Raw genomic sequence first — 24,558 nt, 5'->3', positions numbered from 1 at the left:
ATGAGCATCCAGAACATTCTCTACACCGCACAGGCCACGGCCGTCGGCGGGCGCGAAGGCCGCGCCGTCAGCTCCGACGGCGTCCTCGATGTCGCCCTGTCCACGCCCCGCGAACTCGGCGGCGCCGGCGGCCCCGGCACCAATCCGGAGCAGCTGTTTGCTGCGGGCTATTCGGCCTGCTTCCTGAGCGCGCTGAAGTACGTGGCCGGCCAGGAAAAGACCGCGCTGCCGGCCGAGAGCCAGGTCACCGGACGGGTCGGGATCGGCCCGATCCCCACCGGCTTCGGCATCCAGGCCGAACTGACCATCAGCGTGCCCGGCATGTCGCGCGAGCGGCTGCAGGCGCTGGTCGACAAGGCCCATGTCGTGTGCCCGTACTCGAACGCCACGCGCGGAAACATCGATGTCTCGCTGTTGCTCGCCGATTGAACGGCGCTGCGCGCGTAACCCCATTTCCTACGACCCCTGTTTCGGAGACCTCCATGAATACTTTCACCCGCCTGCTCGGCACCGCCATCCTCGGGATGGCGAGCGCCACCACCCTGGCTGCCGACGGCAACGGCAATGCTGCGCCGGCGACACCCGCTTCCGCAGTCGCGCGCACCTCGGACTACCTGACCACGCCGGACGGCATCCGCCTTTACTACAAGGACTGGGGCCGCGGCCAACCCGTCGTCTTCAGCCACGGTTGGCCGCTGGACTCGGACAGCTGGGAGGCGCAGATGCTGTTCCTGGCCGACCACGGCTATCGCGTCATCGCCCATGACCGTCGCGGCCACGGCCGGTCGAGCCAGCCCTGGGACGGCAACGACATGGACCATTACGCGGACGATCTGGCGACCGTCATCGATACGCTCGATCTCAAGGACGCGGTGCTGGTCGGCTTTTCCACCGGCGGCGGCGAAGTGGCGCGCTATATCGGACGTCACGGCACCGCACGCGTGCGCAAGGTGGTGCTGGTCAGCGCGGTGACGCCGCTGATGCTGAAGACGCCCGCCAATCCGGGCGGCCTGCCGATCGAGGTCTTCGACGGCCTGCGCAAGGCCTCGCTGCAGAACCGCTCGCAGCTGTATCGCGACCTGGCGTCGGGTCCGTTCTTCGGCTTCAACCGCCCGGGCGCCAAGCCGTCGCAGGGGCTGATCGACGCGTTCTGGATGCAGGGCATGCTCGGCGGCCACAAGAACACCTACGATTCGATCGCGGCGTTCTCGGCCACCGACTTCACCCAGGATCTCAGGCGCTTCGACGTGCCGACGCTGATCATCCACGGCGACGACGACCAGGTCGTGCCGATCGATGCGTCCGCCCGCGCTGCGGCCAAGCTGGTCGAGGGTGCGCGGCTGATCGAGTATTCGGGCGCGCCGCACGGCATCGCCGATACCCACCGGGATCGTATCAACAACGATCTGCTGGAGTTCATCCGGCAGTAGATCCTGGCCGGCCACCGGCCGCATGCGTGCGGTCGGTGAAGCCGTTGCCGGACGCCAGGAACCGCCTAGCGACCCGGCGTCTGCTGCAGGAGCTGCTGCGGCCGGGCCTGTTCTTCGTACGCGCGCACCAGGTTGTGCTGGTCGGTCTGGTACACGGTGTCGCGCATGTCCGGCGCAGGCGCGCTGGCATCGACCTGGGCGCGGAAACCGGGCGTGGTGCCGGCGATGAAGATCTGGTCGCCTCGCAGCGCCACCGCGCCGAGCTGGTCGACGCGTTCGATGCCGGCGCTTTTGGCCGCAAGCAGCACTTCGGCGACCTTGGTATCCGACACCTCGGCCGGCAGCTGCCGGCGCAGCGCATCGAAGTAGGCGCGGTCGGGGTGCTGGTCGGGGTAGCGCTCGCGCGCCTGGTCCTGCACACGCGACACATCCTGGTTGATCCGGTCGACGTCGTCGGACGTCACCAGTTCGCGCTGCGGATGGCCCTGCGGCAGGCGCAGTCTCGGGTCGTCGGGGAACAACTGCCGCAAGCGCGGGTCGTGCAGGCCAGTGACCAGTTCACCGCGCTGCAGTGCTGCATAGGCTTCCCGGGCCAGCGCATCGCTGCCCGATGTGCCATCGCCGATGCGGCGCCCGGCCTCGTTGTTCCACAGGTCCATGCGGTGCTCGTAGGGATCGTTCGGATGCGCCGGTCCGATCTCGGCGTCGTCGCCGAAACGCCGTGCCAGCCACTGCTGGCCCAGCGCGATCTGGGTGACGCGACCACTGGTGTAGGCGTGGCGGAACGCGTCGAGCGCGTCGTTGTGGCCCTGCGGCTGGAAGCTGCCGTCCGCCCGCCGTGCCAGCGTCACGCCGCTGAGCTGTTCGTAGTACCGATAAGCTTCCTGCTCGATTTCCCGCTTGGCGCCCTTGGGATCGGTGATGTCGACCATGGCTAGTCGTCCTTGTCTGCCTTCTGGAATTCGATCGGCCCCTGATAGCCCGGATATTTCTTCCTGACCCGGATCCGGTCGCCCGGTGCGACGCAGGCATCCTCGAGCGAATTCTCCACGTGTCCTTCGTCGACGAAGAACTCCTCGTACGGCAGCGAGAGCACCTGCTCGGAGTCGCCGCTCCGGAAGCGCAGCTGCAACGTGTCATCGCGCTCGAAACAGAGCGCATCCCAGGCGAACTCCGTCAGCGCGGAAGCCGGCACCACCACGGCGTCCTTGCCCGCTAACAGGGATGTGACTTGCCGGGAAAAATCGTCCTTGGAGAGAGAGGCCTTGGCCATCGTGCATCCTGCGATCGAGGTGAAGAGAGCGGCGGTGAACAGCACGCGCTGCGCCACGGCAGCGAAGAGATGGGACGTTGAAGCCGGGCTCGGTTCGGGCATGCGGGCGTGGCTCCTTCCACCAACCGGATGTGTTTTCTAACACAAGCCGCGCCCGTGGTGCGCGGATCGCGATCCCGAATTCAACGCTCGCGGGCAGGATGCATGCGATTGCGCGCTTCGTGTCGACCACCCCGAAGCTCGTGGCCTGAACCGTCGAATTGCTGTCCTCCCGCGGATCGCGATCAGTGCCCACGCGCGTCACTGGCCTGGCCGCCATGCTGCACCTGCGTTGAATACGTTTGCAGCTGGCCCGCTGCGCCTTGCCGCACCCCGACCGGGGGCGCAGAGTCCATGGGCTGCCGTCGCCGTGGATCCGCGCCGGCCATCCATACCCTGGGAGGGGTTTCCGATGCGCATTCCATTCACCGCATGCCTGCGCGCCGTGCGCGTCGCAGCACTGCTCGCATGGGTTCTGGTCGCGACCGGCTGCGAATTGCCCTGGCGGGTGCAGTCGGCGCAGGTCGGCGCGCGGGGAGTGGAGTTGTCCGCGACATCCTCGCCGGTGGCCTCGGCTGCCAGCGCATCGGAGATCTGCGATGCGCCGCAACCCAACACGTTGCTGGTCGGACTGCCAGCGACCGGCGGCGGCGCCACGATCGACGTGCGCGTGCACTATCACCGCGCCGACGGCAATTACGGCGATTACGGCCTGCACGTGTGGCAGGTGAACGAAGCCGGCCAATATGTCGCCGACTATCCGGGCGTGAACTGGGATGCGCCGCTGGCGCGTTCGGGGATCGACGAGGCAGGCGCCTGGTTCGAGATTTCCGCGGCGGCGTTCACCCATCCCGATGCCGCGGGCTTCGGCTTCATCGTGCATCCGCCGGGCCAGGGCGGCGATCCGGGCGTGGACCGGATCTGGATGTTCGCCGACGGCGCCGAGTTCTGGCTGCGCTCGGGCGATGCCACCGTGTACCGGAGCAATCCGCTGGCGGGCACGCCCGACATCGACACCGTGCGCGTGCACTACCGCCGCTACGATCAGGATTACGCGCAGTGGGGCTTGCATCTTTGGGGCGGCAGCGGCATCGACACCGCGCGCCTGCCGGGACTGACGATCGGCGACTGGAACAACCCGGTGCCGCTGTCGGCGATGCCCAACTACACGCAGTCGGCGGACGGTGCCGAAGTGGCGTTCGACCTGCCGGTGCTCAATCCGCAGGCCGACGCCGGCCGCACCGGCGTGACCTTCGTGCTCCACGGCATGCCTTCCAATCCGAACGGCGGCGTGAACAACAAGGATGGCTGGAACAGCGACATCCACATCGCCTACGCGGCGCTGTCGATCGCGGACCGCAGTGGTCACGCGTGGCTGGTGCAGGGCGAACCGACCGTGTTCACGGCGCCGCCTACGTTGGGGCGCGTCTCCACGACCGACGCCCGCGCGGTCTGGCTCACCCGCGGGTTGGTGCAGTGGCCGCAGACCGATGCGGCCGGCGTGTTCCGGCTGTACCACTCGGCCAACGGACAGATCGTGGCGCGCAAGGGCGCGGCCGTAGCCGGTGCCGACGGCGCGATCGCGCTGCAGCCAACCCAGGATGTGCCTGCCGAGGCCGCCGAACGCTTCAGATGGGTCGGCGCAGGCGTGGTGCTGGCGGTGGATACAGCACAAGACGCACAGCTGGCGCAGGCGCTGCGCGAACAACTGGTGCTGGTGAAGGAAGACGCGCAGGGCCGTGTGCTGGCCGCGACCACGGCGCAGCTCGCCGGCCAGCTCGACGACCGCCATGCCGCGGCCGATGGCGTGCACGACCTGGGCGTGCGCATCCAGGGCGGCAGCACGCGTTTCCGGCTGTGGGCGCCGACCGCACAGCAGGTGTGGCTGTGCGGCTATCCGGCGCGCGGCGGCGCCTCGACGCTGGCCGCGCTGCAGTTCGATGCCGCCACCGGGACCTGGTCCGGATCCGGCAGCGGCCTGCGCGCGGGCGATTACTACCGCTATGCGGTCCAGGTGTTCGTGCGCGGCGTCGGCCTGGTGCGCAACCTGGTGACCGATCCGTATTCGATCAGCCTGGATGCCGATTCGCAGCGCAGCTACGTCGGCAACCTGGACTCGCCGGCGCTGGCGCCGATGAACTGGGCCTCCGATCGCAGTCCGCAACGGGTGCGTGCGCAGGAGGACATGTCGATCTACGAGCTGCATGTACGCGATTTCTCCGCGAGCGATGCCAGCGTCGCGCCGGCGCTGCGCGGCAAGTACCTCGCCTTCGCCCAGGGCGGCTCGGACGGCATGCGTCATCTGCGCGCGCTGGCCCAGGCCGGCCTGACCGATGTGCACCTGCTGCCGGCCTTCGACTTCGCCAGCGTGCCGGAAACCGGCTGCACCACGCCGCAGGTGCCCGATGCAGGCCCCGCGTCGGATGTGCAGCAGGCGGTGGTCGATGCGCACCGCGCCAGCGACTGCTTCAACTGGGGCTACGACCCGTGGCACTACACCGCGCCGGAAGGCAGCTATGCCAGCAATGCCGCCGACGGCGCGGCGCGCGTGCGCGAGTTCCGCAGCATGGTGCAGGCGCTGCACGCGGCCGGGCTGCGGGTTGGCATGGATGTGGTCTACAACCACACCAGCGCATCCGGGCAGAACCCGCGTTCTGTGCTCGACCGGATCGTGCCCGGCTACTACCACCGCCTGAACGACGCCGGCGACATCGAGCGCTCGACCTGCTGCGAAAACACCGCGACCGAGAACATGATGATGGGCAAGCTCATGATCGATTCGGTGAAGACCTGGGCGGTCGACCACCATGTCGATTCGTTCCGCTTCGATCTGATGGGCCACCAGCCGCGCGCGGTGATGGAACGGCTGCGCGACGAGGTGTCGGTCGCTGCGGGCCGGCCGATTCAGCTGATCGGCGAAGGCTGGAATTTCGGCGAGGTCGCCAACGGCGCGCGATTCGTGCAGGCCTCGCAGCTGTCGTTGAACGGCAGCGGCATCGGCACCTTCAGCGATCGCGCCCGCGACCATGTGCGCGGCGGCTCGGGTTTCGACGACGCGTCCGCGGCGATCCGCAACCAGGGCTACATCAGTGGCCTGTACTACGACGACAACGGCAGCGGCGCGAACAAGTCGCGCAACGACCTGATGTGGTCGGGCGACATCATCAAGGTCGGCCTGGCAGGCTCGATCCGCGGCTACCGCCTGACCACGCACTGGGACGCGACCCTGCCGCTGGAGCAGATCGACTACAACGGCCAACCCGCCGGCTACGTGGCCGACCCGCAGGAAGTGGTCAACTACGTCGAGAACCACGACAACCCGACCCTGTTCGACACCACTGTCTACAAGCTGCCGCTGGCGACCACGCGTGAGGACCGCGCGCGGGTGCAGATCCTGGGCGCGGCGATCAATGCCTTCAGCCAGGGCGTCGCCTATTTCCACGCGGGCATGGATACCCTGCGCAGCAAGTCGCTGGACCGCAACAGCTACGACAGCGGCGACTGGTTCAACGCGCTGGACTGGAGCTATGTGCACAACAACTTCGGCGTGGGCCTGCCGCTGGCCGGGGACAACGGCGGCAACTGGTCGCTGATGGGGCCGTTGCTGGCCAACCCGGATCTGCAACCGCTGCCCGCCGACATCCGCTGGACCCGCGATGCATTCCGCGACCTGCTGCGCATCCGCAGCAGCTCCACGCTGTTCCGGATGCGCACCGCCACCGACATCGGGCAGCGCCTCGTGTTCCGTAATACCGGCAGCGCGCAGGAGCCCACGGTGCTGGCCGGACATCTCGAAGGCCGTGGTTATGCCGGTGCGGGCTTTCGCGAAGTGCTGTACCTGGTCAACGTGGACAGGCAAGCGCACACGCTGGCGTTCGCGCAGGAAGCCGGCAAGGCCTGGCGCCTGCACCCGGTGCATGCCGCGGCGGGTGCGGCCGACCGCCGCGCGGCGCAGTCGCGCTACATCGGTGCGGATGGCAGTTTCGAGATCCCGGCGCGCACGGCGGTGGTGTTCGTGGTGCCGTGATCGCGATTGCGGACGCCTCGGCTTGGATCAGGTTAGAAGTGGAAGCAATGCGCTTCAGGGCGCCATACGAAAAAGCCCCGCACAAGCGGGGCTTCTTCGTTGACCGCGAGCGGAAAACTCAGCCGCCGAAGATCTGCGAGATCAGACCGGTGGCGACCTGGACCAGATAATAGGTCCCGTCGTCCTCGTACGGTCGCACCCAGCGGTAGCCGCGCGGCGGTGCGCCCAGATCGTAGGCCCGGTAGTCGTCGATGTAGTATCGGGAAACCAGGTATTCGGACGGGATCCGGTCGCCGCGATTCCAGCGCTTGTAATGTCCCAGGTGCAGGCCGTTGTCGTGGCCGTTGCGCTTGCCGTCGTACTGGGCGGGGTGGCCGTCGTGCTTGGCCTTGTGCTTGCCTTTGCCTTTGCCGTTGTCGGCGAGAGCCTGACCCGACAGGGCCAGCGTGGCGAGCAGGGCGGTGGTGAGCAGGCGCTTCATGGGTGACTCCGTGGGGTCTGCAACGAGCCGCGACATTACCGGGGCGAGAATGAATGGCCCCGGAGTTTGCGGTCCGATCGCTTCCGCTCTTGGGGCCCGGGTCAGCTGCATCACGAATGCGTGAGGATTCCGCGCGTCAGACAGGGCATCGCTTGCGCCGGTACCGGATCCTGCGCATGCTCGGGCTGCAGGTCGCCAGGCGCGCGACCTGCCCGTGTCTTCGCTCGATCCATTTCCTGTGGACAAATCCATGGTCTCGATCCTGGGCATTTCCGGCAGCCTGCGTGCAGGTTCGTTCAACACCGCGCTGCTGCGCGAGGCGCAGGCGGTCGCGGGCGAAGGCGTGCGCATCGAAGTCGCCACATTGCACGGCATCCCGCTCTACGACGGAGATGTCGAGGTGGCGCATGGACTGCCCGAGCCGGTGCGGGCACTGAAGGCCAAGGTGAAGGCTTGCGACGGCCTGTTGCTGGTCACGCCCGAATACAACAACGGCATCCCGGGCGTGTTCAAGAACGGGATCGATTGGCTAACGCGACCGGCTTCGGAGATTCCGGAGGTGTTCGGCGGCAAGCCGGTGGCGGTGATCGGCGCCTCGCCTGGCGGCTTTGGCACCATCCTGGCCCAGGACGCATGGTGGTCGGTGCTGCGGACGCTGCGCACACGGCCGTGGTTCGGCGGCCGGCTGATGGTGTCGCGTGCGGGCAGCGTGTTCGATGCGCAGGGCGCTCTGATCGACGAGAAGACCCGCGAACAGCTGCGCGCGTTCGTCGAGGGTTATGCGCGCTTCGTCGTTGATGGGAGGTGAGCCGGCCACCGCGGGTCTGGCCTTCACACGACCGCCCGGCGCCTGCCACAATCGCCGCATGATCTCCCGTCGCACGCTGCTACAGGCCGGGCTGGGCGGCATGTTGGCCCCGGTTCTTTGTGTGCGTGCGCATGCGGCGGCGCCGATGCGTGCGGTCGATGCCATCGAGCGGATCAAGGCTTCGATCGGCGTTCCATGGCGTGCGGACACGGTGGACAGGATCGTGGCCGGCGATCCGGATACGGCGGTGCGCGGCATCGCGGTGACGATGATGGCCACGCTGGACGTGCTACGGCGCGCGTCGGCGGCGGACTGCAACCTGGTCGTGACCCACGAGCCGACCTTCTACGACCACTTCGAAAAGGCCGAGGCGCTGGCCAACGACGACCTGGTCCACGCCAAGCGCGCGTTCATCGAGCAGCACCGGCAGGTGGTGTTCCGCCTGCACGATCACTGGCATCTGCGTACGCCGGACGGCATCGATGCCGGCATGCAACTGGCGCTGGGCTGGGCCCGCAACACCGTTGAGGGCAAGCCGGGCGAATTCGCGTTCCCTGCCACGCCGCTGCGCGACTTCGCGAGGACGCTGGCCACGCGACTGGGTGCGGACTCCATGCGCGTGCTCGGCGACCCGGGGTTGCCGGTGCGCCGGGTGGCCGCGCGCTGGGGCTATGCGGGTTGGGGACCGGAACTGCGGGCCTTGGCTGCGCGCGATGACATCGACCTGCTTGTCGTCGGCGAGGCGCGCGAATGGGAACTGGTCGAATACATGCAGGACCGGGGCGACAACGGCGCGCGCCGTGGCCTGATCGTGCTGGGCCACGTCGCCTCGGAGCAGGCGGGCATGCAGGCGTGCGCGGACTGGCTGCGAACCGTATTCGAACCGCTACCGGTACGGTTCATGCCGACGCGCGAGCCGTTCTGGACCATCGGCTGAGCGTCGTCACGAACCGTTTGCCTGTGCCCGCGCAGGCTAGGCCGCACCTAATGAGAAGGGCGAAACCGACATGACGCCGCTCGACAAGCCGCTGCGCCGTGAGGTGCAGGTGGGAGACAAGGCCTACACCGTGGTCATCGACCCGGACGGTCTGAAGTTCACCGAGAAGGGCAAGCGCAAGGGCGTGGAACTGTCCTGGCGCGACCTGGCCAGTGGCGATGCAGCGCTGGCGGCAGCGCTGCAGGCTTCGCTGCGCTGACTGCTTCCCTGCGCGTCAGCCCGCGTCGATCATGCGGAACTGGCCCGGCAGCGGCTGTTCGCCGAGCAGGCTCATGGTGCTGAGGTTGGCGATCATGGTCGTGCCGTGGAAATCCTGGTTCAGAACCGCGAAGACCTCCTCGGGCGTGTCGGCGATGGCCAGCGCTTCTTCCTGGTTCGCCCACCAGGGCGAGACCACGCCGCTGTCGAGGTTGTCCAGCTGCTCCTGGCCCTGGGTGTCGACCACGTAGGCGCGTGCGCGGTCCTGGATCTCCATCAGGTCGGCGGTAGTGAAGACCTGCTGGGTGTGCTGGTCACCTTCGGGGTACTGGTTGACCTGCGAGGCATCGTAGGCGGAGCGCAGGTAGGAGGCCGACGTTGAGTCCAGGTTGGTGCGCACCACTGTCCAGCGGGTGTTGGATTCATCGAAGCTGCCGTCCTCGCGCAGCGTGCCGCGCACTTCCGTCGTCGTGCCGCCGGTGGACGTATAGATGTTGCTGTACTCGACCGTGCCGTCGGCCCAGGTGGTGCGAGTAATGGTGCCGTTCGCATCGTTCGAGCCGCCGAGGGTGAGGCCACCGACCTGCAGGCCGATGAAGCTGGCGTACTCATGGCTGAAGACCTCGGTGGTGCCGGATTGCTGCACCCCGGGCGGCGACCAGTCGGGCACCCGACCGGTGCTGATGAAGGTCTGGTACGCGGCCTGGCCTTCGGTAGTGGACAGGTCGATGCGCGCGATCTGCATCTCGCGCGTCTCCATGCTCAGGTCGCTGCCAACGCCGAGCGCCAGCGTACCCTGGCGGCCGAGGCCGAAGAAGGCGCTGTTTTCCACGGTTTCGACCGGGCCCGAATACACCTCGACGATCGACCCCTCGCCGCGGGTCACGCCGAAGCCCAGACCCGACAGTTCGGCATGCGTGCCGCCGACGGTGAATGCCTTCCAGTTGGCTTCGAAGGTGCTGCCGGTGAGCGACTGGCCGCGCATCAGCAGCGAGGTGCCCTGTGGCATGTTCAGCGGATCGAGCGGGTTCGGCACACCGTTGAGGTCGCCGTTGGCGATCTGCGTGCCCTGGCCGGGCGTGACGACCGCCTCGTAGCTCAGGCGTGCGCCCTCGAACTCGGTGTACGAGCCCGACACCGGCAGCCCCTTGACCACCTGGCGCAGGATCGGTGAGCCGTTGACCATGTCCCGCGCGGCATCGGGCAGCTGGCCAAGCCGGTCGGCCCATTTGTACATGCGTTGCAACGGGGTTTTGCTCAGGTCGAACACGGGGCCGCCCTGCACCTGCACCGACATCTCGAACTGCTGGGTCTGTTCGAAGTTGACGCCGGTCTGTACGTCGCCCAGTTCCACCTCGCCCTGGACCTGCACGCCGTACTGCACGCTGGGGCCGAACAGGTTGGGCGTGCCCACGCCGCCGGCACCGGTGTAGGAGACCTGCGAGCCCGGGTTGATCAGCGTTGCCAGGATGTCATCGGGCACGGTGCCAAGGATCTCGTAGCCGGCCGCCATCTGTTCGGGCGACGGGTTTTCGGGCAGGTCCACGCCCAGCAGCGAGAGCGCGCTGCGCATCTGCTCGGGAGCGAACTGCTGGACGTCGGTGCTGCTGTCGGCGCCGGTGAGGTAGGCCGGAATGTCGTTGGGCTGGGTCTGCGCTTCGTCGACGATGCGACGCAGCTCGGCCACGTAGGGATCGCTGTTGTAGGCCTGCTGCGCCTGCTGGTACTCGTAGCTGGCCGTGGCGCCGTTGAGCCCGTCGTAATCGCTGCGCTGGGGCGCGAAGCGGTCGAGTGCCGACTGCGCGGCATCCGCGCGCGACTGGTTGAACACGCTGGCACGCTCTTCGTAGACGGCCTGCTGCGCATAAGAGGGCATGCCCGGCGGCAGGTCGGACGTGGTGGGCACCGTCATGGCCTGGATTGCGGCAACCGCTTCCTGCGGTGTCTGCGTAGTCGCCGGATCGGGCGCCGGTGCGGTGGCTGCAGGCTCGGTGGTGGCAGTTGCCGGAGGCGTTTCGTTCGCCGGTTCCGGCGTGTCCTGTCGTGCCAGGTAGGCATCGCGGATGGACGCCTGGTCTTCGGGCGGCAGGTGTTGATAGGTCTGCGTATTGACGCCGTAGGTGGTGCCGCTCATGGCCATGGCTCACGGAAGAATGGCCCGATGCTAATGGGCGTGCGTACGGCGCTGTATTGGGGTTTGCCCTAGGTACCCGGCACATGGGTGGCGTGATCGCCGTACATCCGCTGGAGATTCAGGTTGCCGCCGTGATGAACGCGATTCAGCTCCTGGTGCCGCCCCTGCGCAGGATCGCCTGCAGGCAGGCCGCATCGGCGATGGCGTGCCCATGCGCGGTGTTGTCCAGGATCACCCATTGCCTGCGCACGCGCTGGCTGCGCACCAGCGCGGCGCGTGCGCGCAGGTCGGCTTCGCCATAGGCGCTGTAGTACATCCGCGGACTCCCATGCCAGCGCCAGTAGGCGAAGGCCCCATCACCCGCAGGCAGGTCCGCGCCCGGATGCGGGACAGGATCGGCGGCCACGCGTGCAATGCGATGGCGGCGCAGGAGCTCCGCGGCGCGCGGTGCGAACCAGCTGGCGTGACGCGGCTCGCAGGCCACGGCTCCGGCAAAGCGGCGGCGCAACATCGCCAGGAACGTGGCCGCGACGCGCGGTTCCAGCGCCAGGCTCGGCGGCAGCTGCAGCAGCAGGCAGCCCAACTTTCCGCCCAGGCCGCTGCATTCCTCCAGAAACCGGTCGAGCAGGGGGCCGCTGGCGCGCAGGCGCTGCTCGTGGCTGATCGTACGCGGCAGTTTCACGCTGAAGCGGAAGCCGCGCGGCACGCTCGACGCCCAGCGCGCATAGGTCTGGCGACGGTGCGGGCGGTAGAACGAAGAGTTGATTTCCACGCAGTCAAAACGCGTGGCATAGCGCGCCAGCATGCTGTCGCCCGCGCCGAACAAGGCGCGATGCGCTGCGGGGATCGACCAGCCGGCGCAGCCGATGCGTACGGTCGTGGAAGCCTTGCGTGGCGAGGTCATGACACCGGGATAGCAGGTCGTGCGTGTGCATCAGGACAACGCCACGCGTGGCGGTGCACAGGCGCCATGACGTCAGGCTTGACGCACTGCTCATCGTGCGTCGCGATACTGCCCATATGCCAGAGGGTCCTTCGATCGTGATGCTGCGCGATGCGGCGGAGGTCTTCGCCTGTCGCCGCGTGCTGTCGGTGTCGGGCAACAGCAGCCAGGACATCGCGCGTCTGCAAGGCAAAGTGCTGCGCGAGGTGCGCAGCTGGGGCAAACATTTCTTGCTGGGCTTCGGTGGATTCGCCGTGCGCATCCATTTCGGCCTGTTCGGAAGCTGGCGGATCGGTGAGGAGAGCCATCGTCCGCCGCGGCTGCGGCTGGGCTTCACCCGCGGCCGGTCGCTCGCGTTCTATGCCTGCTCGGTGCGCTTTATCGATCATCCGCTCGACGAGGTCTACGACTGGAGCGTGGACGTGATGTCCCCCGAATGGGATGCGAAGGCCGCACGCGCCAGGCTTCGACGTCAGCCGGCGGCGCTTGTGGCCGATGCGCTGCTCGACCAGTCGCTGTTCGCCGGCGTTGGCAACATCATCAAGAACGAAGTCCTGCACCGGATCCGGGTGCATCCGGAAAGCCGGATCGGCGCGTTGCCACCGCGCAAGCTGGCCCAGCTGGTGGAGCAGGCGCGCGAGTACAGCTTCGATTTCCTGCGCTGGAAGCTGGCCTTCGTGCTGCGCAAGCACTGGCAGGTGCATGCGAAGACTCACTGTCCGCGCGATGGCGCGCGGCTGTGCTACCGCAAGCATCTGGGCAAGGCGCAGCGACGGGCGTTCTGGTGTGCGGCGTGCCAGAAGATCTATCGTTGAAGCGTCGGTCCGGAAATGCCGCGTCCTTCGACTTCGGGGCCTTCGGCCCCTACGCTCAGGACGAACGGGGGGTTCGAGATGCATGGGCCCTACGCTCAGGAACGGGGTTCGAGGCGCATGGTTCCTACGCTCGGGACCAACGGAGGTTTGGTGCACACGACTTCCACGCTCGGGACGAACGGGGGCTCGCGGCGTAGCCGATCGAGTGCCCGGATTTCCCCGATGCCGTTCGTCCTGAGCGTAGCGCCGAAGGCGCAAAGTCGAAGGATGCGCTTCGCCGCGACAATCGCCCCTCGTCGCACGGATCGCGCTAGCGCGCCAGCGCGACCCAGGTCGGCGCATGGTCGCTGGCCTTGGGCAGGTCGCGCACCCAGCTGTCGACGCCGGCCTTGCGCAGGCGCGGCGCGAGCTCCGGATTGAGCAGGATGTGGTCGATGCGCAGTCCGGCATTGCGCTTCCAGTGGTCGCGGAAGTAGTCCCAGAACGTGTAGATGCGCTGCTTCGGATGCTTGGCCCGAAGGGCGTCGACCCAGCCCTGGTCGAGCAGGCGGAACCACGCGGCACGGCTCTCCGGCTGCAGCAGCGCGTCGCGGCGCCAGTGCTTGGGATCGTAGATGTCCTCGTCGGTCGGCACCACGTTGAAGTCGCCGGCCAGCGCCACCGGATGTCCGCAGTCGTGCAGGCTGCGCGCGTGCCGGATCAGGCGCTCGAACCAGGCCAGCTTGTAGTCGAACTTCGGCCCCGGCTGCGGGTTGCCGTTGGGCAGGTAAATGCAGGCCACGATGATGCCGTGCACCGCCGCTTCGAGATAACGCGCCTGGGTATCGCTGCGCTCGCCGGGCAATGCATTGCGCGCCTCGACCGGTTCGCTGTCGCGGGCCAGGATCGCCACGCCGTTCCATGACGACTGGCCTTGCCACAGCGCGCCGTAGCCCGCGTCCTCCAGCGCCGCGCGTGGAAAGGCAGTGTGCACGGCCTTGAGTTCCTGCAGGCAGACGATGTCGGGGCGCTCGCGCGCCAGCCATTGCAGCAGGTGCGGCAGGCGCGAGCCGATGCCGTTGACGTTGAACGTCGCCAGCCGCAGCGCCCTGCGCGCCACGGGCGGCTACTTCGATCCGCGCTTCTGGTCGCCCCGGTCACCCTGTCCCGATGTCACCCTGGTTTTGGCTGGTGTGCGCCGGTCGGCCGCGCGCGCGCGGCCGACATCGTCGCTTTCCTTGAACCGACCCTGCTGGTCGCGGCGCACGAAACGCTTGTCGCCGTTGGGCTCGATCAGGGTGCGCTTGCCGTCTGTTTTGGAGGTCGCCATGGTTCACTCCTGGCTGGATTGCGGCGGAGTATCGCGATGCCCAGGTCGAGGCGATGCGAAGCCTGACCGTTCAGACGTGCGTCCCGTACACTTGGTGCGCATTCATGCTGTGGAGCACACCAGCCAGCCGGCGCCGCTACGGCTCAGGCCGCGCAGCGGGCGAGGGCTATGTCATCCGGTACTGCAGCACGACATGGCCGCGGGGGAACGTCTGCGCCTGCTCGAACGCGAGTGCGCGCTGGCCCAGGTCGTGCGGCGAGAACGAGCGACCGGCGCCGATCAGGACCGGCACGATGCGCAGGCGCAGCACATCGACCTCGGCGGCGCGCAGCAACGCGTCGGCCAACGTCAGGCTACCCCAGACGATGATGTCGCCGTCGATGCGCTTGCGCAGTACACGCGTGGCCTCCACGCCGTCGCCGCGCAGCACTTCCGCGCGATCGCCGGCATCGCCCCAGGGCGCGGATTCGAGCGTGTTCGAAACCACGTACTTGGGAAGGGTATTGATGAGCGTGGTGACCTGGAACTCGGCAGGATCGGCCTTGGGCCAGTAGTCGGCGAACATGCCGTAGGTGGTGCGCCCGAACAGGATCGCGCGCGTGTTGGCGAGCATGCGCAGCTGCTCGGGTTCGCAGTCGCGGAAATCGCCCGCGGCGGAGAAATAGTCGATGCCGCCGTCGGGTGCGGCGGCGTAGCCGTCGGCGCTGACGATCTGTTCGACGATGAGCTTGCCCATGCGTGTCCTTTGCGGGTAGTTTCCCCAGACGACGAATCCGGGAAGCCCCGTTCGACATCACCGGTCCGGATCGCCCGCCGCCGCCTGCCCCGTCGCCAGCGCTTCCTCGATCGCGCTGAAGGCCGAGCGTCGGCCCAGCGGCGTGTCCTCCACACCGGTGGCGAAATACGCCACCCCGGTGCCCGAGGCCGGGTCCACCCACAGACCCGACAGCAGCCCGTAGGCCTCGCCCGCATGGCCGATGCGGGACACGCCGTCGCCGAAAGGATCGTCGCGGCAGCCTTCGGCCTTGGTGGCCAGCGTCTGCACCGCCAGGCCGTAGCGGCAGAAAAAGCCGCTATCGCCGTCCTCCGAGCGCAGGCCGTTGCCCGGCGCGTAGGTCCACGCAGGCGTTACGAGCGTGCGCACCGATTCAGGTGACAGCAGGCGCACACCATCCAACTCGCCCTGGCCAAGCAGCAGGCGACCGATGATCGCCAGGCCGTTGGCCGAGATCCGTAGTCCTCCCTGCGGCGAAAACAGCGCGCCGTTGACACCGGCTTTCCAGCGCGAGAGATCGCAGCTGCCATCGCGCGAGCGGTTGGTGCTGCAGGCGGGCTTGGCGCCGTGATGATCGTCGCGCACCGCTGCGCCGTCCTTGTCGTACAGCACCACCGCACGCGCCGCGGAGGCTTCGTTGCAGTTGTCCCAGTTGTAGCAGCCGGCGATCTCGAGCGGTCGCAGCACCAGCCGGTCCATGAGCCGGTCGAAGCGCTCGCCGGTGGCGTTTTCCATCAGCGTCGCGATCAACGGGAAGTTGAGGTTGGTGTAGCGGAAGTAGTTGCCCGGCGCATGTTCCGCGTCCCAGGCGCGCGGGTCATCAAGGATGTCGCGCAGCGACCCGTCCAGCGGCACGTCGTAGTAACCCGCCGCATCGGTCAGGCTCGAGCGATGCGAGAGCAGCAGGCGCAGGGTGATCGGCGTTGCGGGATACGCAGGGTGGCGCAATGGCCAACCGAGCCCGGCGGACACATCGGCATCCAGATCCAGCTTGCCCTGTTCGACCAGGCGCATGGCGCCGATCGCGACCACCAGCTTGGAAATCGATGCGATTCGCACCGGGTCTCCGGCAGTGACCTTGCGTTGTGCGCCGACATCGGCGTATCCGTGCACCTGAGTCGAGGTGATGGCGTTGCGATCGAACGCGACCCGGACGGTCGCCACCGGGCCGGATGCCTGAGCTGTTCCCAGCAGGCAGGCCAGCGAGGCCGTCATCGCAACGAATATGTGTGGCGCCATCGTGCGTTCCCCCGGTCGATGTGTTCGCAGGGCAGGTTAGCGCACGCGCGCGCACGGCGGGCAACAGTCGCATTACACGGAATTCACGCAATCCACACCGCGCCAAGATCAGCCGCCGGCTAGCCTGCAGGCCCCGAGAACCGGAGGCCAGCGATGAACGCTTGCATGATCACGATTCCACGTACGCTCAGCGCAGCATTGGTCGGCGCATGCCTGCTCGCCGCGGGCGCTTGCACGCGCGGCGCAGAGGCCGGTGGCGATTCGGCCGCATCGCAGTCGGACGAAGTGCAAACGCCTGCCGCACCGGCGGCTCCCGTCACCGAACCGGCGCCTTCGGCACCAACCGCGCCCGGCGACGTCTCTGGTCAGTTCGCGAAGATGGATGCCAATGGCGATGGTGGCGTCAGCGCCGACGAACATGCGACCGGGGCGGCGGCCATGTTCGCCACCATGGATGCGAACGGCGACGGATCGGTGACGGTCGAGGAAATGGACGCGAGCCAGGCCGCGATGGGCGGCGATACGCGCATGACGTCCGCCGACAAGATCAAGGTCGTCGATAGCGACAGCGACGGCGTGCTGACCCGCGAGGAGCACGAGCAGGGCGCACGCACGATGTTCGACCAGATGGATGCGAACCACGATGGCAGCCTGACCCAGTCCGAGCTGCAGGCCGGACACGACGCCAGGATGGGCGCGCAGCCGGCAAATGGCTGACCCGCGCTTCGTCCGACGCGCGGCGACGCCCCGCGGTCGGCCGGCTGCAACCTGCACGCTTGCGCGCTTCAGCGACGCCCGCGGGCGATCCAAGCCATGCCCTGGCGGTGCGAATGCAACACGCGCCCCCGCGCGCAGCGGTTGGGTGTATCGGCTGCCGCCAGGTCGCGGCGCGCATGTTGGTACGCCATCCACCAGCCATCGGCGACCGGCCAGAACGCATAGGCGTCGCGCTGTGGGGTGTACGGCACGGCCAGGCCGCTGAACACCAGCGCGCGGTTGATGCCGGTCCCTGCGCCATGCGGCCGCCCAAGCCAGAGCCAAGGCTCGGCCGCAGCGCACGGAGCGCGAACCGTGTCGACCAGGAACACGCCGGCGCGCTGCCGCACGTCGCCATGCCCGGCGCCCGCCACGCGATGCAGGTCGTTTGCGCTGACCCTGATCTGCATGCGTAGCCCACTTTCGGAGTACGTCCACCACAGGATCGCGGAGGCCAGGCCCGCAGCCACGGCGAGCGGTAGCAGGGTGACGGCCCGTTCGCGCCGGCGCTGGAACACCGCCAAGGCCACTTCCGCGAGGGCCCAGGCCAGCAGCGCGAACCCCAGGTAGTAGAGGGCGTCGTACAGCCACAGGCGCGGCGCGCGGCTGACCGCCCATGGCGTGAGCGTCGAGCGCGACCAGGCCCAGAGCGGCACGGCCAGGCAAAACAGCCAGCGTCGCAGCGCGCTGCGGCGTTCGATCGAGCGACGCATCGGGCTTGGCGGCTCGGTGCTCAGTCGAGCGGCCGTGATTCCGCGCCGCCGCGGCCGAGCGGGTCGGGCGGCGCCTCGCCCTGGCCGACGAACGCCAGCGACACCGAATTGAGGCAATGCCGCTCGCCGGTCGGCGGCGGCCCGTCCGGGAACACATGGCCCAGATGGCTGCCGCAGCGCGCGCACACGATCTCGGTGCGGACCATGCCGTAGCTGGTGTCGCGGATCTCGCGCACGTGGGCCGGATCGAAGGGCGCGAAAAAGCTCGGCCAGCCCGTGCCCGATTCGAACTTGGCGCTGGAGCGGAACAGCGGCAATCCACACAGGCGGCAGGTGTAGGTGCCTTCGCGCTTGTTGTCGAGGAACACGCCGCAGAACGGCGCCTCGGTGCCGTGCTGCAGGAGCACGTGACGCTCTTCTGGCGACAGCGCCGCCTCCAGGCGCGCGCGCTGCGCGTCGTCGGGCGGGGTCAGATCGAAACGGTCCATGGCGCCTCCGCAGGCCGGTCGGAGTGTGCATGGTAGCGGGCGCGCGCGGCCGGTTCGCCCTGCGCCTGCCCGCCGGTATCCTGTGGTCCGGTCGCCCAGCGATGCGCATGAAGCCGACAACCACGCTCTGGCAGGAAGCGAACGCCGCCGCAGCCCGCCGCGACTGGGCGACGGCGATCGAATGTTTCGACGCGGCCGCCGCCCAGGCGCCTGGCGAGGCGGCAGGCTGGATCGCGCTGGCGAAGGCCCACGACATCGGCGGCTCGCATCGCGCCAGCCGGGATGCCGCGCTGCGCGCGGCGGCCTGCTCACCCGCGCAATGGCCGCATGCGCTGGCGCTGGCGCGCCTGCTGCGCCGCCATCACGAGGTGCGCGCGCTGGACGTGCTGGCGCGGTCGATGGCGTTGCATTCCAGCGCCGCCGACGTGGATCAGCTGGTGGAGCTGGCCGACCTGTGCAGCCAGCTGGATCTGCATGCCATCAGCCGCAGCCTGCTGGAAGCCGCGCTGGCACGCGATGCCGATCACGCACCGGCGCATTACCTGCGCGGTACCTCGCTCATGTTCGAAGGGCGGATGTCCGAAGCGGCGCAGGCGTTCGAACACGCGATCGCGCTGGCGCCGCACTTCGCGCATGCGCACTGGCGCCTGAGCGAACTGCGCCGGCATCTTCCGCAAGGTGCAGAGCAACGTGTGGCGAGGATGCGCACCGAACTGGCGCGCGCAGCACCCGGCTCGGAACACGCGATTCACCTGAATTTCGCGCTCCACGCCGAACTGCATGACCTGGGCGATTACCGCGGCGCCTGGCAAGTACTGGCCGAAGGCTGCGTGGGGAAACGCGCCAGGCTCACCTACGACCCTGCGGCAACGACGCGGCTGTTCGACGCGCTACGCGCTGGCTGCGATGCGGAATTCCTCGCTGGTCGCGGGCATGCGCCGGTGGACGATGCGCCCGTGCCGGTGTTTATTGTTGGTCTGTTCCGTTCTGGGACCACCGTGCTCGAACGCCTGCTCGGCGGTCACCCACAGGTGAGCGTCGGCGGCGAGACGCTAGCGTTCACCACCGCGCTGCGGCTTGCCGCGGACGATGGTGGGCGCGAGCTGATGGATCTGCGATTGTTGCAGCGCGCGCTTGCGCTGGACCATGAAGCGCTGGGCGCGGCGTTCATGGCCGCATCGTCCTGGCGCGCGCACGGGCGCCGTGTCTGGAGCGAGAAACTGCCGTCCAACTTCATCAATCTCGGCCTGATCGCGCGGGCCCTGCCGCGCGCGCGTTTCGTGCACGTGCAGCGGGCGCCGGTCGATGTCTGTTTTTCCAACCTGCGGGTGCTTTACGGCGGCCTGTGTCCGTATTCCTACGACCAGCGCGAACTGGCCGCCTACCATCGCGACTACGCCCGGCTCATGGCGCACTGGCACGACCTGCTGGGCGAGCGCCTGCTCGCGGTGTCCCACGCTGCGCTGATTGCCGCGCCGGAACCCGAGCTGCGACGGATCGCCGCGCATTGCGGGCTGGAATTCGATGCGGCGATGCTGCGGCTGGATCGCCAGGACGTTCCGGTGTCCACCTACAGCGCCACCCAGGTGCGCACCGGCCTGCAATCAGGCGACTGCGCATGGCTGCCGTACCGCGAACATCTCGGACCGTTGCTGGATGCCCTCGGCGAGTCCATGCACGCGTCCACGCCTTGACCCGGCGCTCACGGCCTGGATCGCAGGCTCGTGCACCGCAAGACGGAGGAGCCCGACATGCGCAATCCCGCAGTCGCGAAGGCCGTGGTGCTGTGCGCGGCCCTGGTCTTGACGTTCCCCTGGGCGCAAGCGCAGTGGACCGCGCCCGAAGCGGGCGTCCCCGTGGGAACCGGGGTTCCCTCGGTGCCCGCCACGCCGCCGGCCCCACTAGCGGATCCTGTCGCGGAGGCGTTCGCTGCGCTCGATCGCGATGGCGACGGCAAAGTCTCGGCGGTCGAACACGCCGAAGGCGCCAAGGCCCGATTCGACGCGCTGGACGCCGATCACAACTATCACCTCAGCGCGGCGGAGCTGGAGCAGGCGACTACGTCCGGTGCTGCGGCGATGGGCCAGCTCGCGGCCGGTACGGTTTCCACAACGGCGAATGCAAGCGACGACAACGACAACGGCGAGATATCGCCGGAGGAAACCCGCGCGCAGGCGGAGGCTGAGTTTCTTGCGCGCGATGCAGACCGCGACGGCGGCCTGAGCCTGGAAGAAATGCGTCGGGTGGTGGCGCCTGCGGGAGCCCCGATTCCTGACAACTGATGAGTGCGGGCGGCGCAGTCCTCGCGCAGACCTGACACCATCCTTCCGCGTGCTCAGCGCACTGCCCGATCACGAGGCACGGCGGCCTGCTGGCCGCGCATGTACTTTCAATACCTCGGCGAGCTTGCTTTCCCGCACGCCGGCAATGGCACGCTCAATCGGCGCGCGCCGGGTTGGTCAACAGGCCGCCCGGATGACGTCTGCGCAGCCAGAACGTCTGCACCACGAGGATCGCGGCGATCGCGATGGCGACCCACGCCGCCACGTTGGCGCCGGGCACGTCCCATCCGGACTGCTTCACGTAGACCGCAACCAGGCCCCACACCGCAGCACCGGCGTAGTCGATATTGCCGTGCATGTGGTGGTTGACGAACAGCAGCAGCGCGGCGGCCGCGGCGAACACGACCAGGCTCCAGGACAGCATCTGCGCGGTCGGCAGCAGTTCGTGCGCCACGATGACCTGCGCCAGGTTGAGAAACGCAGCGACCGACAGCCAGCCGGCATGCAGCGACAGCGGCGTCCACGCCCATAGCCATTGGCCTTCCTGCGGGGTGCTGTCGTGCGACAGGACGAACGCGCAGCGCACCAGGCAGAACATGGCACCGAAGATCACCAGCAGGCAGGCCCAGTACAGGCCATTGGCGGGCGAGCCCATCGAGAACAGCGGCATCCACAGCGCGGTCAGCGCGAATCCCGCCGCAGCCCAAGGCGCGACATGTGCCACGGTCGGATCGGTCCTGCGCTCCCCGCTTGCCTGCCAGACGCCGTAAATGAGATCCAGCACAAAGATCAGACCCCAGATCGCGAACGCGTAGCCCGATGCCACCAGCAGGGTCGGATACTGATCCGACACGGTTCCGTTGTCTGGCCCGAAGACCGCGCGCTGGGACAGGAACGCGACCACGGGCATGGCGAGCGACATCAGCAGCACGAGCAGGCGCATGGCGGCACTCCAGTAGGGCGTCCGGAGCGCACGCTAGCAGGTGTCGGTGAGCGGGATGTCGAGAATTGGCCCGCCTACCCGTCGTCTGGCATGCACTATCCCGCCAAATGGGGGCTGTGCCCTCCGTCGCCCTTGCGTAGGATGTCCCGGCGCTCCCTCCCCCTGCGCAACTACCCATCCCTGCATGACCCCGATCATTTCCATCCGCGGCCTCGAAAAGACCTACGCCTCGGGCTTCCGCGCGCTCAAGGGCGTGGATCTCGACATCCGCAAGGGCGAGATCTTCGCCCTGCTCGGCCCCAATGGCGCGGGCAAGACCACGCTGATCAGCATCGTCTGCGGCATCGTCAACGCCAGCGCCGGCAGCGTCACCGCCGACGGCCACGACATCGTGCGCGACTACCGGGCCGCGCGCTCCCGGATCGGCCTGGTGCCGCAGGAACTGTCGACCGACGCGTTCGAGAGCGTCTGGGCGACCGTGCGCTTCTCACGCGGTCTGTTCGGCAAGCCGCCGAACGATGCCCATCTGGAGAAGGTCCTGCGCGAGCTGTCCCTATGGGACAAGAAGGACAGCAAGATCATGGCGCTGTCGGGCGGCATGAAGCGCCGGGTGCTGATCGCCAAGGCGCTGGCGCACGAGCCGTCGATCCTGTTCCTGGACGAGCCCACCGCCGGGGTTGACGTCGAGCTGCGGCACGACATGTGGAACATGGTGCGCGCGCTGCGCGAGAACGGCACCACCATCATCCTCACCACCCATTACATCGAGGAAGCCGAGGAGATGGCCGACCGCGTCGGCGTCATCAACCATGGCGAGCTGGTGCTGGTCGAGGACAAGGCCACGCTGATGCGCAAGCTCGGCAAGCGGCAGCTGGCGGTCACGCTGCAGCAGCCGATGGACACGGTGCCGGCTGCGCTGGCCGACCTGCCGCTGGAGCTGGGCGAGGGCGGGCACGCGCTGGTCTACACCTACGACGTGCAGCGCGAGGACACCGGCATCGCAGGCCTGCTCCGGCGCCTGGGCGAGCAGGGGGTCGAGTTCAAGGACCTCAACACCAGCGAAAGTTCGCTTGAGGACATCTTCGTCAGCCTGGTGCGCAACGGGGCGAAGGCGGAGGCGCGGGCATGAACGTGCATGCGATCCGGGCCATCTACCGATTCGAGATGGCACGTACCTTCCGCACATTGATGGAATCGATGTTGTCGCCGGTGCTGTCGACCTCCCTGTATTTCGTCGTGTTCGGCGCCGCGATTGGCTCGCGCATGGGCGAGGTCGGAGGGGTGAGCTACGGTGCCTTCATCATTCCCGGCCTGATCATGCTCTCGCTGCTCAACGAGAGCATCTCCAACGCCTCGTTCGGGATCTACATGCCCAAGTGGGCGGGCACCATTTACGAACTGCTCTCTGCGCCGGTGTCGTGGATCGAGACCGTCACCGGCTACGTGGGCGCGGCGGCGACCAAGTCGTTGATGCTCGGCGTGCTGATCCTGGTCACGGCGCGGTTCTTCGTGCCGTACTCGATCGCGCACCCGGTCTGGATGCTGTGCTTCCTGTTGCTGACCGCGCTGAGCTTCAGCCTGTTCGGCTTCATCATCGGCCTGTGGGCGGACAGCTTCCAGCGTCTGCAGATCGTCCCGTTGCTGATCATGACTCCGCTGACCTTCCTCGGCGGCGCGTTCTATTCGATCGACATGCTGCCAGAACCCTGGCGCACGGCGAGCCTGTTCAACCCGGTGGTCTACCTGATCAGCGGCATGCGCTGGAGCTTCTACGGGCAGTCGGACGTGGACGTGGCGGTCAGCCTCGCCGCGATCCTGGGTTTTTTGCTGCTATGCCTGGCGACGATCTGGTGGATCTTCCGCACCGGCTGGAAGCTCAAGCAGTAGCAGACCACCGTTCCTCGGCCAGCGCCTGGTCCAGGGCGACGAGAACGTCGCTGGTGTCGACCACCTCGGCGAATTCGGCGCGCAGGGTCGCCAGATGCGCACGTGCGATCTCTTCGGCGCGGATCAGTGAGCCGGCGCCGTCGTCCAGGTCGAAGCACTGGCAGGCATCACCGACCACGATCGTCCGGTAACCCAGATTCGCGGCCACGCGCGCAGTGGTCGACACGCACATGTCGGTGCTGATGCCGAACAGCACCACGCAGTCCACGCCCAGGCGGCGCAGCCGCAGGTCGAGGTCGGTGCCGATGAAGGCGGCATTCACCGACTTGCTCACCAAGGGCTCGCCGGGCATGGGCTCGAAGCCCTCGCGGAACGCATTGCCCGGATGCCCAGGCTGCAACGAGGACCTGGGCATGACCGAATCGTGGCGGACATGGATCAGCGGCCAGCCGGCGCGACGCCAGGCATCGAGCAGGGCGCGGCCGTGGCGCTCCATCCGCGGGTTGTCGCGCCGGCCCCAGGGCGGGTAGTCGAAGCCACGCTGGACATCGATGGGAATCAATGCGGCGCGGCGATCGAAGGCGAACGTGCTCATGTCTGCTCCCGGCGGATGCCGCCGTAGGCGCGTTCGACTCGGGCGATGCGCAGTTCGATGTGCTCGTACCAGGTGCGGTGCCCCTCACGGCGCGCGGCGGCGTGTTCGGTGTGCTGGCGCCAGGCGGCGATGTTGGCCTCGGAGTCGAAGTAGGCGACGGTGATGCCGAAGCCGGCCGCATCCCGGGCCGATTCGTAGCCGAGAAAGCCGGGCTGCTCGCGCGCGAGTTCCACCATCCGCGCGGCCGTGGCGGCGTAGCCGGCTTCGTCGCGCGGGCTGCGTTGCGAGGAGAAGATCACCGCGTAATAAGGCGGTGGCGGCAGCTCTGCGAAGCGTGGTCCAGGGTGCATGTTGGTTCCTCCCGACGGCCGCGTACTTTGGCCGCGGGGAGGCGCCGGTCGCAACCCGGCATAATGCCGGCCCGGT

26 protein-coding genes are annotated in these 24,558 nt (G+C 68.0%); 12 read left to right on the top strand and 14 right to left on the bottom strand.

The window, feature by feature from the left end:
* Together MC375_RS02765 and MC375_RS02760 are read left to right on the top strand one after the other, a co-directional pair.
* Positions 1-429 (top strand): organic hydroperoxide resistance protein, encoded by a 429-nt coding sequence (locus tag MC375_RS02765; protein ID WP_242101745.1) that lies wholly within the window; start codon positions 1-3, stop codon positions 427-429.
* Positions 430-482: 53 nt separating this feature from the next.
* On the top strand, positions 483-1,430 hold the full coding sequence (locus MC375_RS02760; RefSeq protein WP_242101744.1) for an alpha/beta hydrolase: 948 nt from the start codon (positions 483-485) through the stop codon (positions 1,428-1,430).
* Between the two features lie 65 nt (positions 1,431-1,495).
* On the opposite strand, the gene MC375_RS02755 is transcribed toward MC375_RS02760, so the two are convergent.
* Both MC375_RS02755 and MC375_RS02750 read right to left on the bottom strand, forming a co-directional pair.
* Complete coding sequence (locus MC375_RS02755) at positions 1,496-2,362, bottom strand: hypothetical protein (RefSeq protein ID WP_242101743.1); 867 nt, start codon at positions 2,360-2,362, stop codon at positions 1,496-1,498.
* Positions 2,363-2,364: 2 nt separating this feature from the next.
* The gene (locus tag MC375_RS02750; RefSeq protein WP_242101742.1) at positions 2,365-2,805 is read right to left on the bottom strand and encodes a hypothetical protein; all 441 of its coding nucleotides are present in this window, start codon (positions 2,803-2,805) and stop codon (positions 2,365-2,367) included.
* Positions 2,806-3,154: 349 nt separating this feature from the next.
* On the opposite strand from MC375_RS02750, the gene MC375_RS02745 reads away from it, so the two are divergent.
* Positions 3,155-6,769 carry an alpha-1,6-glucosidase domain-containing protein gene (locus MC375_RS02745; protein WP_242101741.1) on the top strand — a complete coding sequence of 1,205 codons (3,615 nt, stop codon included), beginning with the start codon at positions 3,155-3,157 and terminating at the stop codon, positions 6,767-6,769.
* 118 nt (positions 6,770-6,887) lie between these two features.
* On the opposite strand, the gene MC375_RS02740 is transcribed toward MC375_RS02745, so the two are convergent.
* Entirely contained in the window at positions 6,888-7,250 is a 363-nt protein-coding gene (locus tag MC375_RS02740; protein WP_242101740.1) for an RcnB family protein, read from the bottom strand.
* A 250-nt stretch (positions 7,251-7,500) separates the two neighbouring features.
* On the opposite strand from MC375_RS02740, the gene MC375_RS02735 reads away from it, so the two are divergent.
* The 3 genes from MC375_RS02735 (at position 7,501) to MC375_RS02725 (ending at position 9,254) form a co-directional block, all read left to right on the top strand.
* Positions 7,501-8,058, top strand: coding sequence for an NADPH-dependent FMN reductase (locus tag MC375_RS02735; RefSeq protein ID WP_242101739.1), 558 nt, complete (start codon positions 7,501-7,503; stop codon positions 8,056-8,058).
* A gap of 58 nt (positions 8,059-8,116) precedes the next feature.
* Positions 8,117-8,995 carry a Nif3-like dinuclear metal center hexameric protein gene (locus MC375_RS02730; RefSeq protein WP_242101738.1) on the top strand — a complete coding sequence of 293 codons (879 nt, stop codon included), beginning with the start codon at positions 8,117-8,119 and terminating at the stop codon, positions 8,993-8,995.
* Between the two features lie 70 nt (positions 8,996-9,065).
* The gene (locus MC375_RS02725; RefSeq protein ID WP_242101737.1) at positions 9,066-9,254 is read left to right on the top strand and encodes a hypothetical protein; all 189 of its coding nucleotides are present in this window, start codon (positions 9,066-9,068) and stop codon (positions 9,252-9,254) included.
* A 15-nt stretch (positions 9,255-9,269) separates the two neighbouring features.
* Here the strand turns inward: MC375_RS02725 and MC375_RS02720 are convergent, their stop codons facing one another.
* Positions 9,270-11,387, bottom strand: a complete 2,118-nt coding sequence (locus MC375_RS02720; protein WP_242101736.1) for a hypothetical protein — start codon at positions 11,385-11,387, stop codon at positions 9,270-9,272.
* Between the two features lie 145 nt (positions 11,388-11,532).
* Complete coding sequence (locus MC375_RS02715) at positions 11,533-12,291, bottom strand: DUF72 domain-containing protein (protein ID WP_242101735.1); 759 nt, start codon at positions 12,289-12,291, stop codon at positions 11,533-11,535.
* Between the two features lie 116 nt (positions 12,292-12,407).
* Between MC375_RS02715 and MC375_RS02710 the strand changes: the two genes are divergently transcribed.
* Complete coding sequence (locus MC375_RS02710; protein ID WP_242101734.1) at positions 12,408-13,145, top strand: DNA-formamidopyrimidine glycosylase family protein; 738 nt, start codon at positions 12,408-12,410, stop codon at positions 13,143-13,145.
* A gap of 310 nt (positions 13,146-13,455) precedes the next feature.
* On the opposite strand, the gene xth is transcribed toward MC375_RS02710, so the two are convergent.
* From xth to MC375_RS02690, 4 genes are all read right to left on the bottom strand, one after another.
* Positions 13,456-14,244: an exodeoxyribonuclease III gene (xth, locus tag MC375_RS02705; protein WP_345779242.1), complete on the bottom strand. Its 789-nt coding sequence runs from the start codon at positions 14,242-14,244 to the stop codon at positions 13,456-13,458.
* A 6-nt stretch (positions 14,245-14,250) separates the two neighbouring features.
* Entirely contained in the window at positions 14,251-14,454 is a 204-nt protein-coding gene (locus MC375_RS02700; RefSeq protein WP_242101733.1) for a hypothetical protein, read from the bottom strand.
* 166 nt (positions 14,455-14,620) lie between these two features.
* Positions 14,621-15,190: a dihydrofolate reductase family protein gene (locus MC375_RS02695; RefSeq protein WP_242101732.1), complete on the bottom strand. Its 570-nt coding sequence runs from the start codon at positions 15,188-15,190 to the stop codon at positions 14,621-14,623.
* A gap of 57 nt (positions 15,191-15,247) precedes the next feature.
* Positions 15,248-16,468, bottom strand: a complete 1,221-nt coding sequence (locus MC375_RS02690; protein ID WP_242101731.1) for a serine hydrolase domain-containing protein — start codon at positions 16,466-16,468, stop codon at positions 15,248-15,250.
* A 153-nt stretch (positions 16,469-16,621) separates the two neighbouring features.
* Between MC375_RS02690 and MC375_RS02685 the strand changes: the two genes are divergently transcribed.
* Positions 16,622-17,185: a hypothetical protein gene (locus MC375_RS02685; protein WP_242101730.1), complete on the top strand. Its 564-nt coding sequence runs from the start codon at positions 16,622-16,624 to the stop codon at positions 17,183-17,185.
* A gap of 68 nt (positions 17,186-17,253) precedes the next feature.
* Here MC375_RS02685 and MC375_RS02680 read toward each other — a convergent pair whose 3' ends face one another.
* Positions 17,254-17,937 (bottom strand): hypothetical protein, encoded by a 684-nt coding sequence (locus MC375_RS02680; RefSeq protein ID WP_242101729.1) that lies wholly within the window; start codon positions 17,935-17,937, stop codon positions 17,254-17,256.
* A gap of 20 nt (positions 17,938-17,957) precedes the next feature.
* Positions 17,958-18,425 carry a peptide-methionine (R)-S-oxide reductase MsrB gene (gene msrB / locus MC375_RS02675; protein ID WP_242101728.1) on the bottom strand — a complete coding sequence of 156 codons (468 nt, stop codon included), beginning with the start codon at positions 18,423-18,425 and terminating at the stop codon, positions 17,958-17,960.
* Positions 18,426-18,532: 107 nt separating this feature from the next.
* Here msrB and MC375_RS02670 point away from each other — a divergent pair, with 107 nt between their 5' ends.
* Complete coding sequence (locus tag MC375_RS02670; RefSeq protein WP_242101727.1) at positions 18,533-20,119, top strand: sulfotransferase; 1,587 nt, start codon at positions 18,533-18,535, stop codon at positions 20,117-20,119.
* Between the two features lie 57 nt (positions 20,120-20,176).
* Positions 20,177-20,707: a hypothetical protein gene (locus MC375_RS02665; RefSeq protein ID WP_242101726.1), complete on the top strand. Its 531-nt coding sequence runs from the start codon at positions 20,177-20,179 to the stop codon at positions 20,705-20,707.
* A gap of 154 nt (positions 20,708-20,861) precedes the next feature.
* On the opposite strand, the gene MC375_RS02660 is transcribed toward MC375_RS02665, so the two are convergent.
* Positions 20,862-21,650, bottom strand: a complete 789-nt coding sequence (locus MC375_RS02660; RefSeq protein ID WP_242101725.1) for a hypothetical protein — start codon at positions 21,648-21,650, stop codon at positions 20,862-20,864.
* A gap of 184 nt (positions 21,651-21,834) precedes the next feature.
* Between MC375_RS02660 and MC375_RS02655 the strand changes: the two genes are divergently transcribed.
* Positions 21,835-22,779, top strand: coding sequence for an ABC transporter ATP-binding protein (locus MC375_RS02655; RefSeq protein ID WP_242101724.1), 945 nt, complete (start codon positions 21,835-21,837; stop codon positions 22,777-22,779).
* Entirely contained in the window at positions 22,776-23,537 is a 762-nt protein-coding gene (locus tag MC375_RS02650; RefSeq protein ID WP_242101723.1) for an ABC transporter permease, read from the top strand. The genes MC375_RS02655 and MC375_RS02650 overlap by 4 nt, the downstream gene beginning before the upstream one ends.
* Here the strand turns inward: MC375_RS02650 and MC375_RS02645 are convergent.
* Together MC375_RS02645 and MC375_RS02640 are read right to left on the bottom strand one after the other, a co-directional pair.
* Positions 23,527-24,132, bottom strand: coding sequence for a cysteine hydrolase family protein (locus tag MC375_RS02645; protein WP_242101722.1), 606 nt, complete (start codon positions 24,130-24,132; stop codon positions 23,527-23,529). The genes MC375_RS02650 and MC375_RS02645 overlap by 11 nt on opposite strands.
* Positions 24,129-24,482 carry an antibiotic biosynthesis monooxygenase gene (locus MC375_RS02640; protein ID WP_242101721.1) on the bottom strand — a complete coding sequence of 118 codons (354 nt, stop codon included), beginning with the start codon at positions 24,480-24,482 and terminating at the stop codon, positions 24,129-24,131. Before MC375_RS02640 ends, MC375_RS02645 begins: the two co-directional genes overlap by 4 nt.
* Positions 24,483-24,558 lie beyond the last annotated feature (76 nt).

This window comes from Lysobacter sp. M2-1 (genome assembly GCF_022662495.1).
In the GTDB taxonomy this organism is placed as follows: Bacteria; Pseudomonadota; Gammaproteobacteria; order Xanthomonadales; family Xanthomonadaceae; genus JAKPBU01.
This window is presented reverse-complemented; position numbering and strand designations above follow the sequence as displayed.

What these genes read in the sequence shown, in the direction of transcription:
- MC375_RS02765 (WP_242101745.1), top strand. Translation starts at nt 1, where the DNA reads ATGAGCATCCAGAACATTCTCTACACCGCACAGGCCACGGCCGTCGGC.
- MC375_RS02760 (WP_242101744.1), top strand. Translation starts at nt 483, where the DNA reads ATGAATACTTTCACCCGCCTGCTCGGCACCGCCATCCTCGGGATGGCG.
- MC375_RS02755 (WP_242101743.1), bottom strand. Translation starts at nt 2,362, where the DNA reads ATGGTCGACATCACCGATCCCAAGGGCGCCAAGCGGGAAATCGAGCAG.
- MC375_RS02750 (WP_242101742.1), bottom strand. Translation starts at nt 2,805, where the DNA reads ATGCCCGAACCGAGCCCGGCTTCAACGTCCCATCTCTTCGCTGCCGTG.
- MC375_RS02745 (WP_242101741.1), top strand. Translation starts at nt 3,155, where the DNA reads ATGCGCATTCCATTCACCGCATGCCTGCGCGCCGTGCGCGTCGCAGCA.
- MC375_RS02740 (WP_242101740.1), bottom strand. Translation starts at nt 7,250, where the DNA reads ATGAAGCGCCTGCTCACCACCGCCCTGCTCGCCACGCTGGCCCTGTCG.
- MC375_RS02735 (WP_242101739.1), top strand. Translation starts at nt 7,501, where the DNA reads ATGGTCTCGATCCTGGGCATTTCCGGCAGCCTGCGTGCAGGTTCGTTC.
- MC375_RS02730 (WP_242101738.1), top strand. Translation starts at nt 8,117, where the DNA reads ATGATCTCCCGTCGCACGCTGCTACAGGCCGGGCTGGGCGGCATGTTG.
- MC375_RS02725 (WP_242101737.1), top strand. Translation starts at nt 9,066, where the DNA reads ATGACGCCGCTCGACAAGCCGCTGCGCCGTGAGGTGCAGGTGGGAGAC.
- MC375_RS02720 (WP_242101736.1), bottom strand. Translation starts at nt 11,387, where the DNA reads ATGAGCGGCACCACCTACGGCGTCAATACGCAGACCTATCAACACCTG.
- MC375_RS02715 (WP_242101735.1), bottom strand. Translation starts at nt 12,291, where the DNA reads ATGACCTCGCCACGCAAGGCTTCCACGACCGTACGCATCGGCTGCGCC.
- MC375_RS02710 (WP_242101734.1), top strand. Translation starts at nt 12,408, where the DNA reads ATGCCAGAGGGTCCTTCGATCGTGATGCTGCGCGATGCGGCGGAGGTC.
- MC375_RS02700 (WP_242101733.1), bottom strand. Translation starts at nt 14,454, where the DNA reads ATGGCGACCTCCAAAACAGACGGCAAGCGCACCCTGATCGAGCCCAAC.
- MC375_RS02695 (WP_242101732.1), bottom strand. Translation starts at nt 15,190, where the DNA reads ATGGGCAAGCTCATCGTCGAACAGATCGTCAGCGCCGACGGCTACGCC.
- MC375_RS02690 (WP_242101731.1), bottom strand. Translation starts at nt 16,468, where the DNA reads ATGGCGCCACACATATTCGTTGCGATGACGGCCTCGCTGGCCTGCCTG.
- MC375_RS02685 (WP_242101730.1), top strand. Translation starts at nt 16,622, where the DNA reads ATGAACGCTTGCATGATCACGATTCCACGTACGCTCAGCGCAGCATTG.
- MC375_RS02680 (WP_242101729.1), bottom strand. Translation starts at nt 17,937, where the DNA reads ATGCGTCGCTCGATCGAACGCCGCAGCGCGCTGCGACGCTGGCTGTTT.
- msrB (WP_242101728.1), bottom strand. Translation starts at nt 18,425, where the DNA reads ATGGACCGTTTCGATCTGACCCCGCCCGACGACGCGCAGCGCGCGCGC.
- MC375_RS02670 (WP_242101727.1), top strand. Translation starts at nt 18,533, where the DNA reads ATGAAGCCGACAACCACGCTCTGGCAGGAAGCGAACGCCGCCGCAGCC.
- MC375_RS02665 (WP_242101726.1), top strand. Translation starts at nt 20,177, where the DNA reads ATGCGCAATCCCGCAGTCGCGAAGGCCGTGGTGCTGTGCGCGGCCCTG.
- MC375_RS02660 (WP_242101725.1), bottom strand. Translation starts at nt 21,650, where the DNA reads ATGCGCCTGCTCGTGCTGCTGATGTCGCTCGCCATGCCCGTGGTCGCG.
- MC375_RS02655 (WP_242101724.1), top strand. Translation starts at nt 21,835, where the DNA reads ATGACCCCGATCATTTCCATCCGCGGCCTCGAAAAGACCTACGCCTCG.
- MC375_RS02650 (WP_242101723.1), top strand. Translation starts at nt 22,776, where the DNA reads ATGAACGTGCATGCGATCCGGGCCATCTACCGATTCGAGATGGCACGT.
- MC375_RS02645 (WP_242101722.1), bottom strand. Translation starts at nt 24,132, where the DNA reads ATGAGCACGTTCGCCTTCGATCGCCGCGCCGCATTGATTCCCATCGAT.
- MC375_RS02640 (WP_242101721.1), bottom strand. Translation starts at nt 24,482, where the DNA reads ATGCACCCTGGACCACGCTTCGCAGAGCTGCCGCCACCGCCTTATTAC.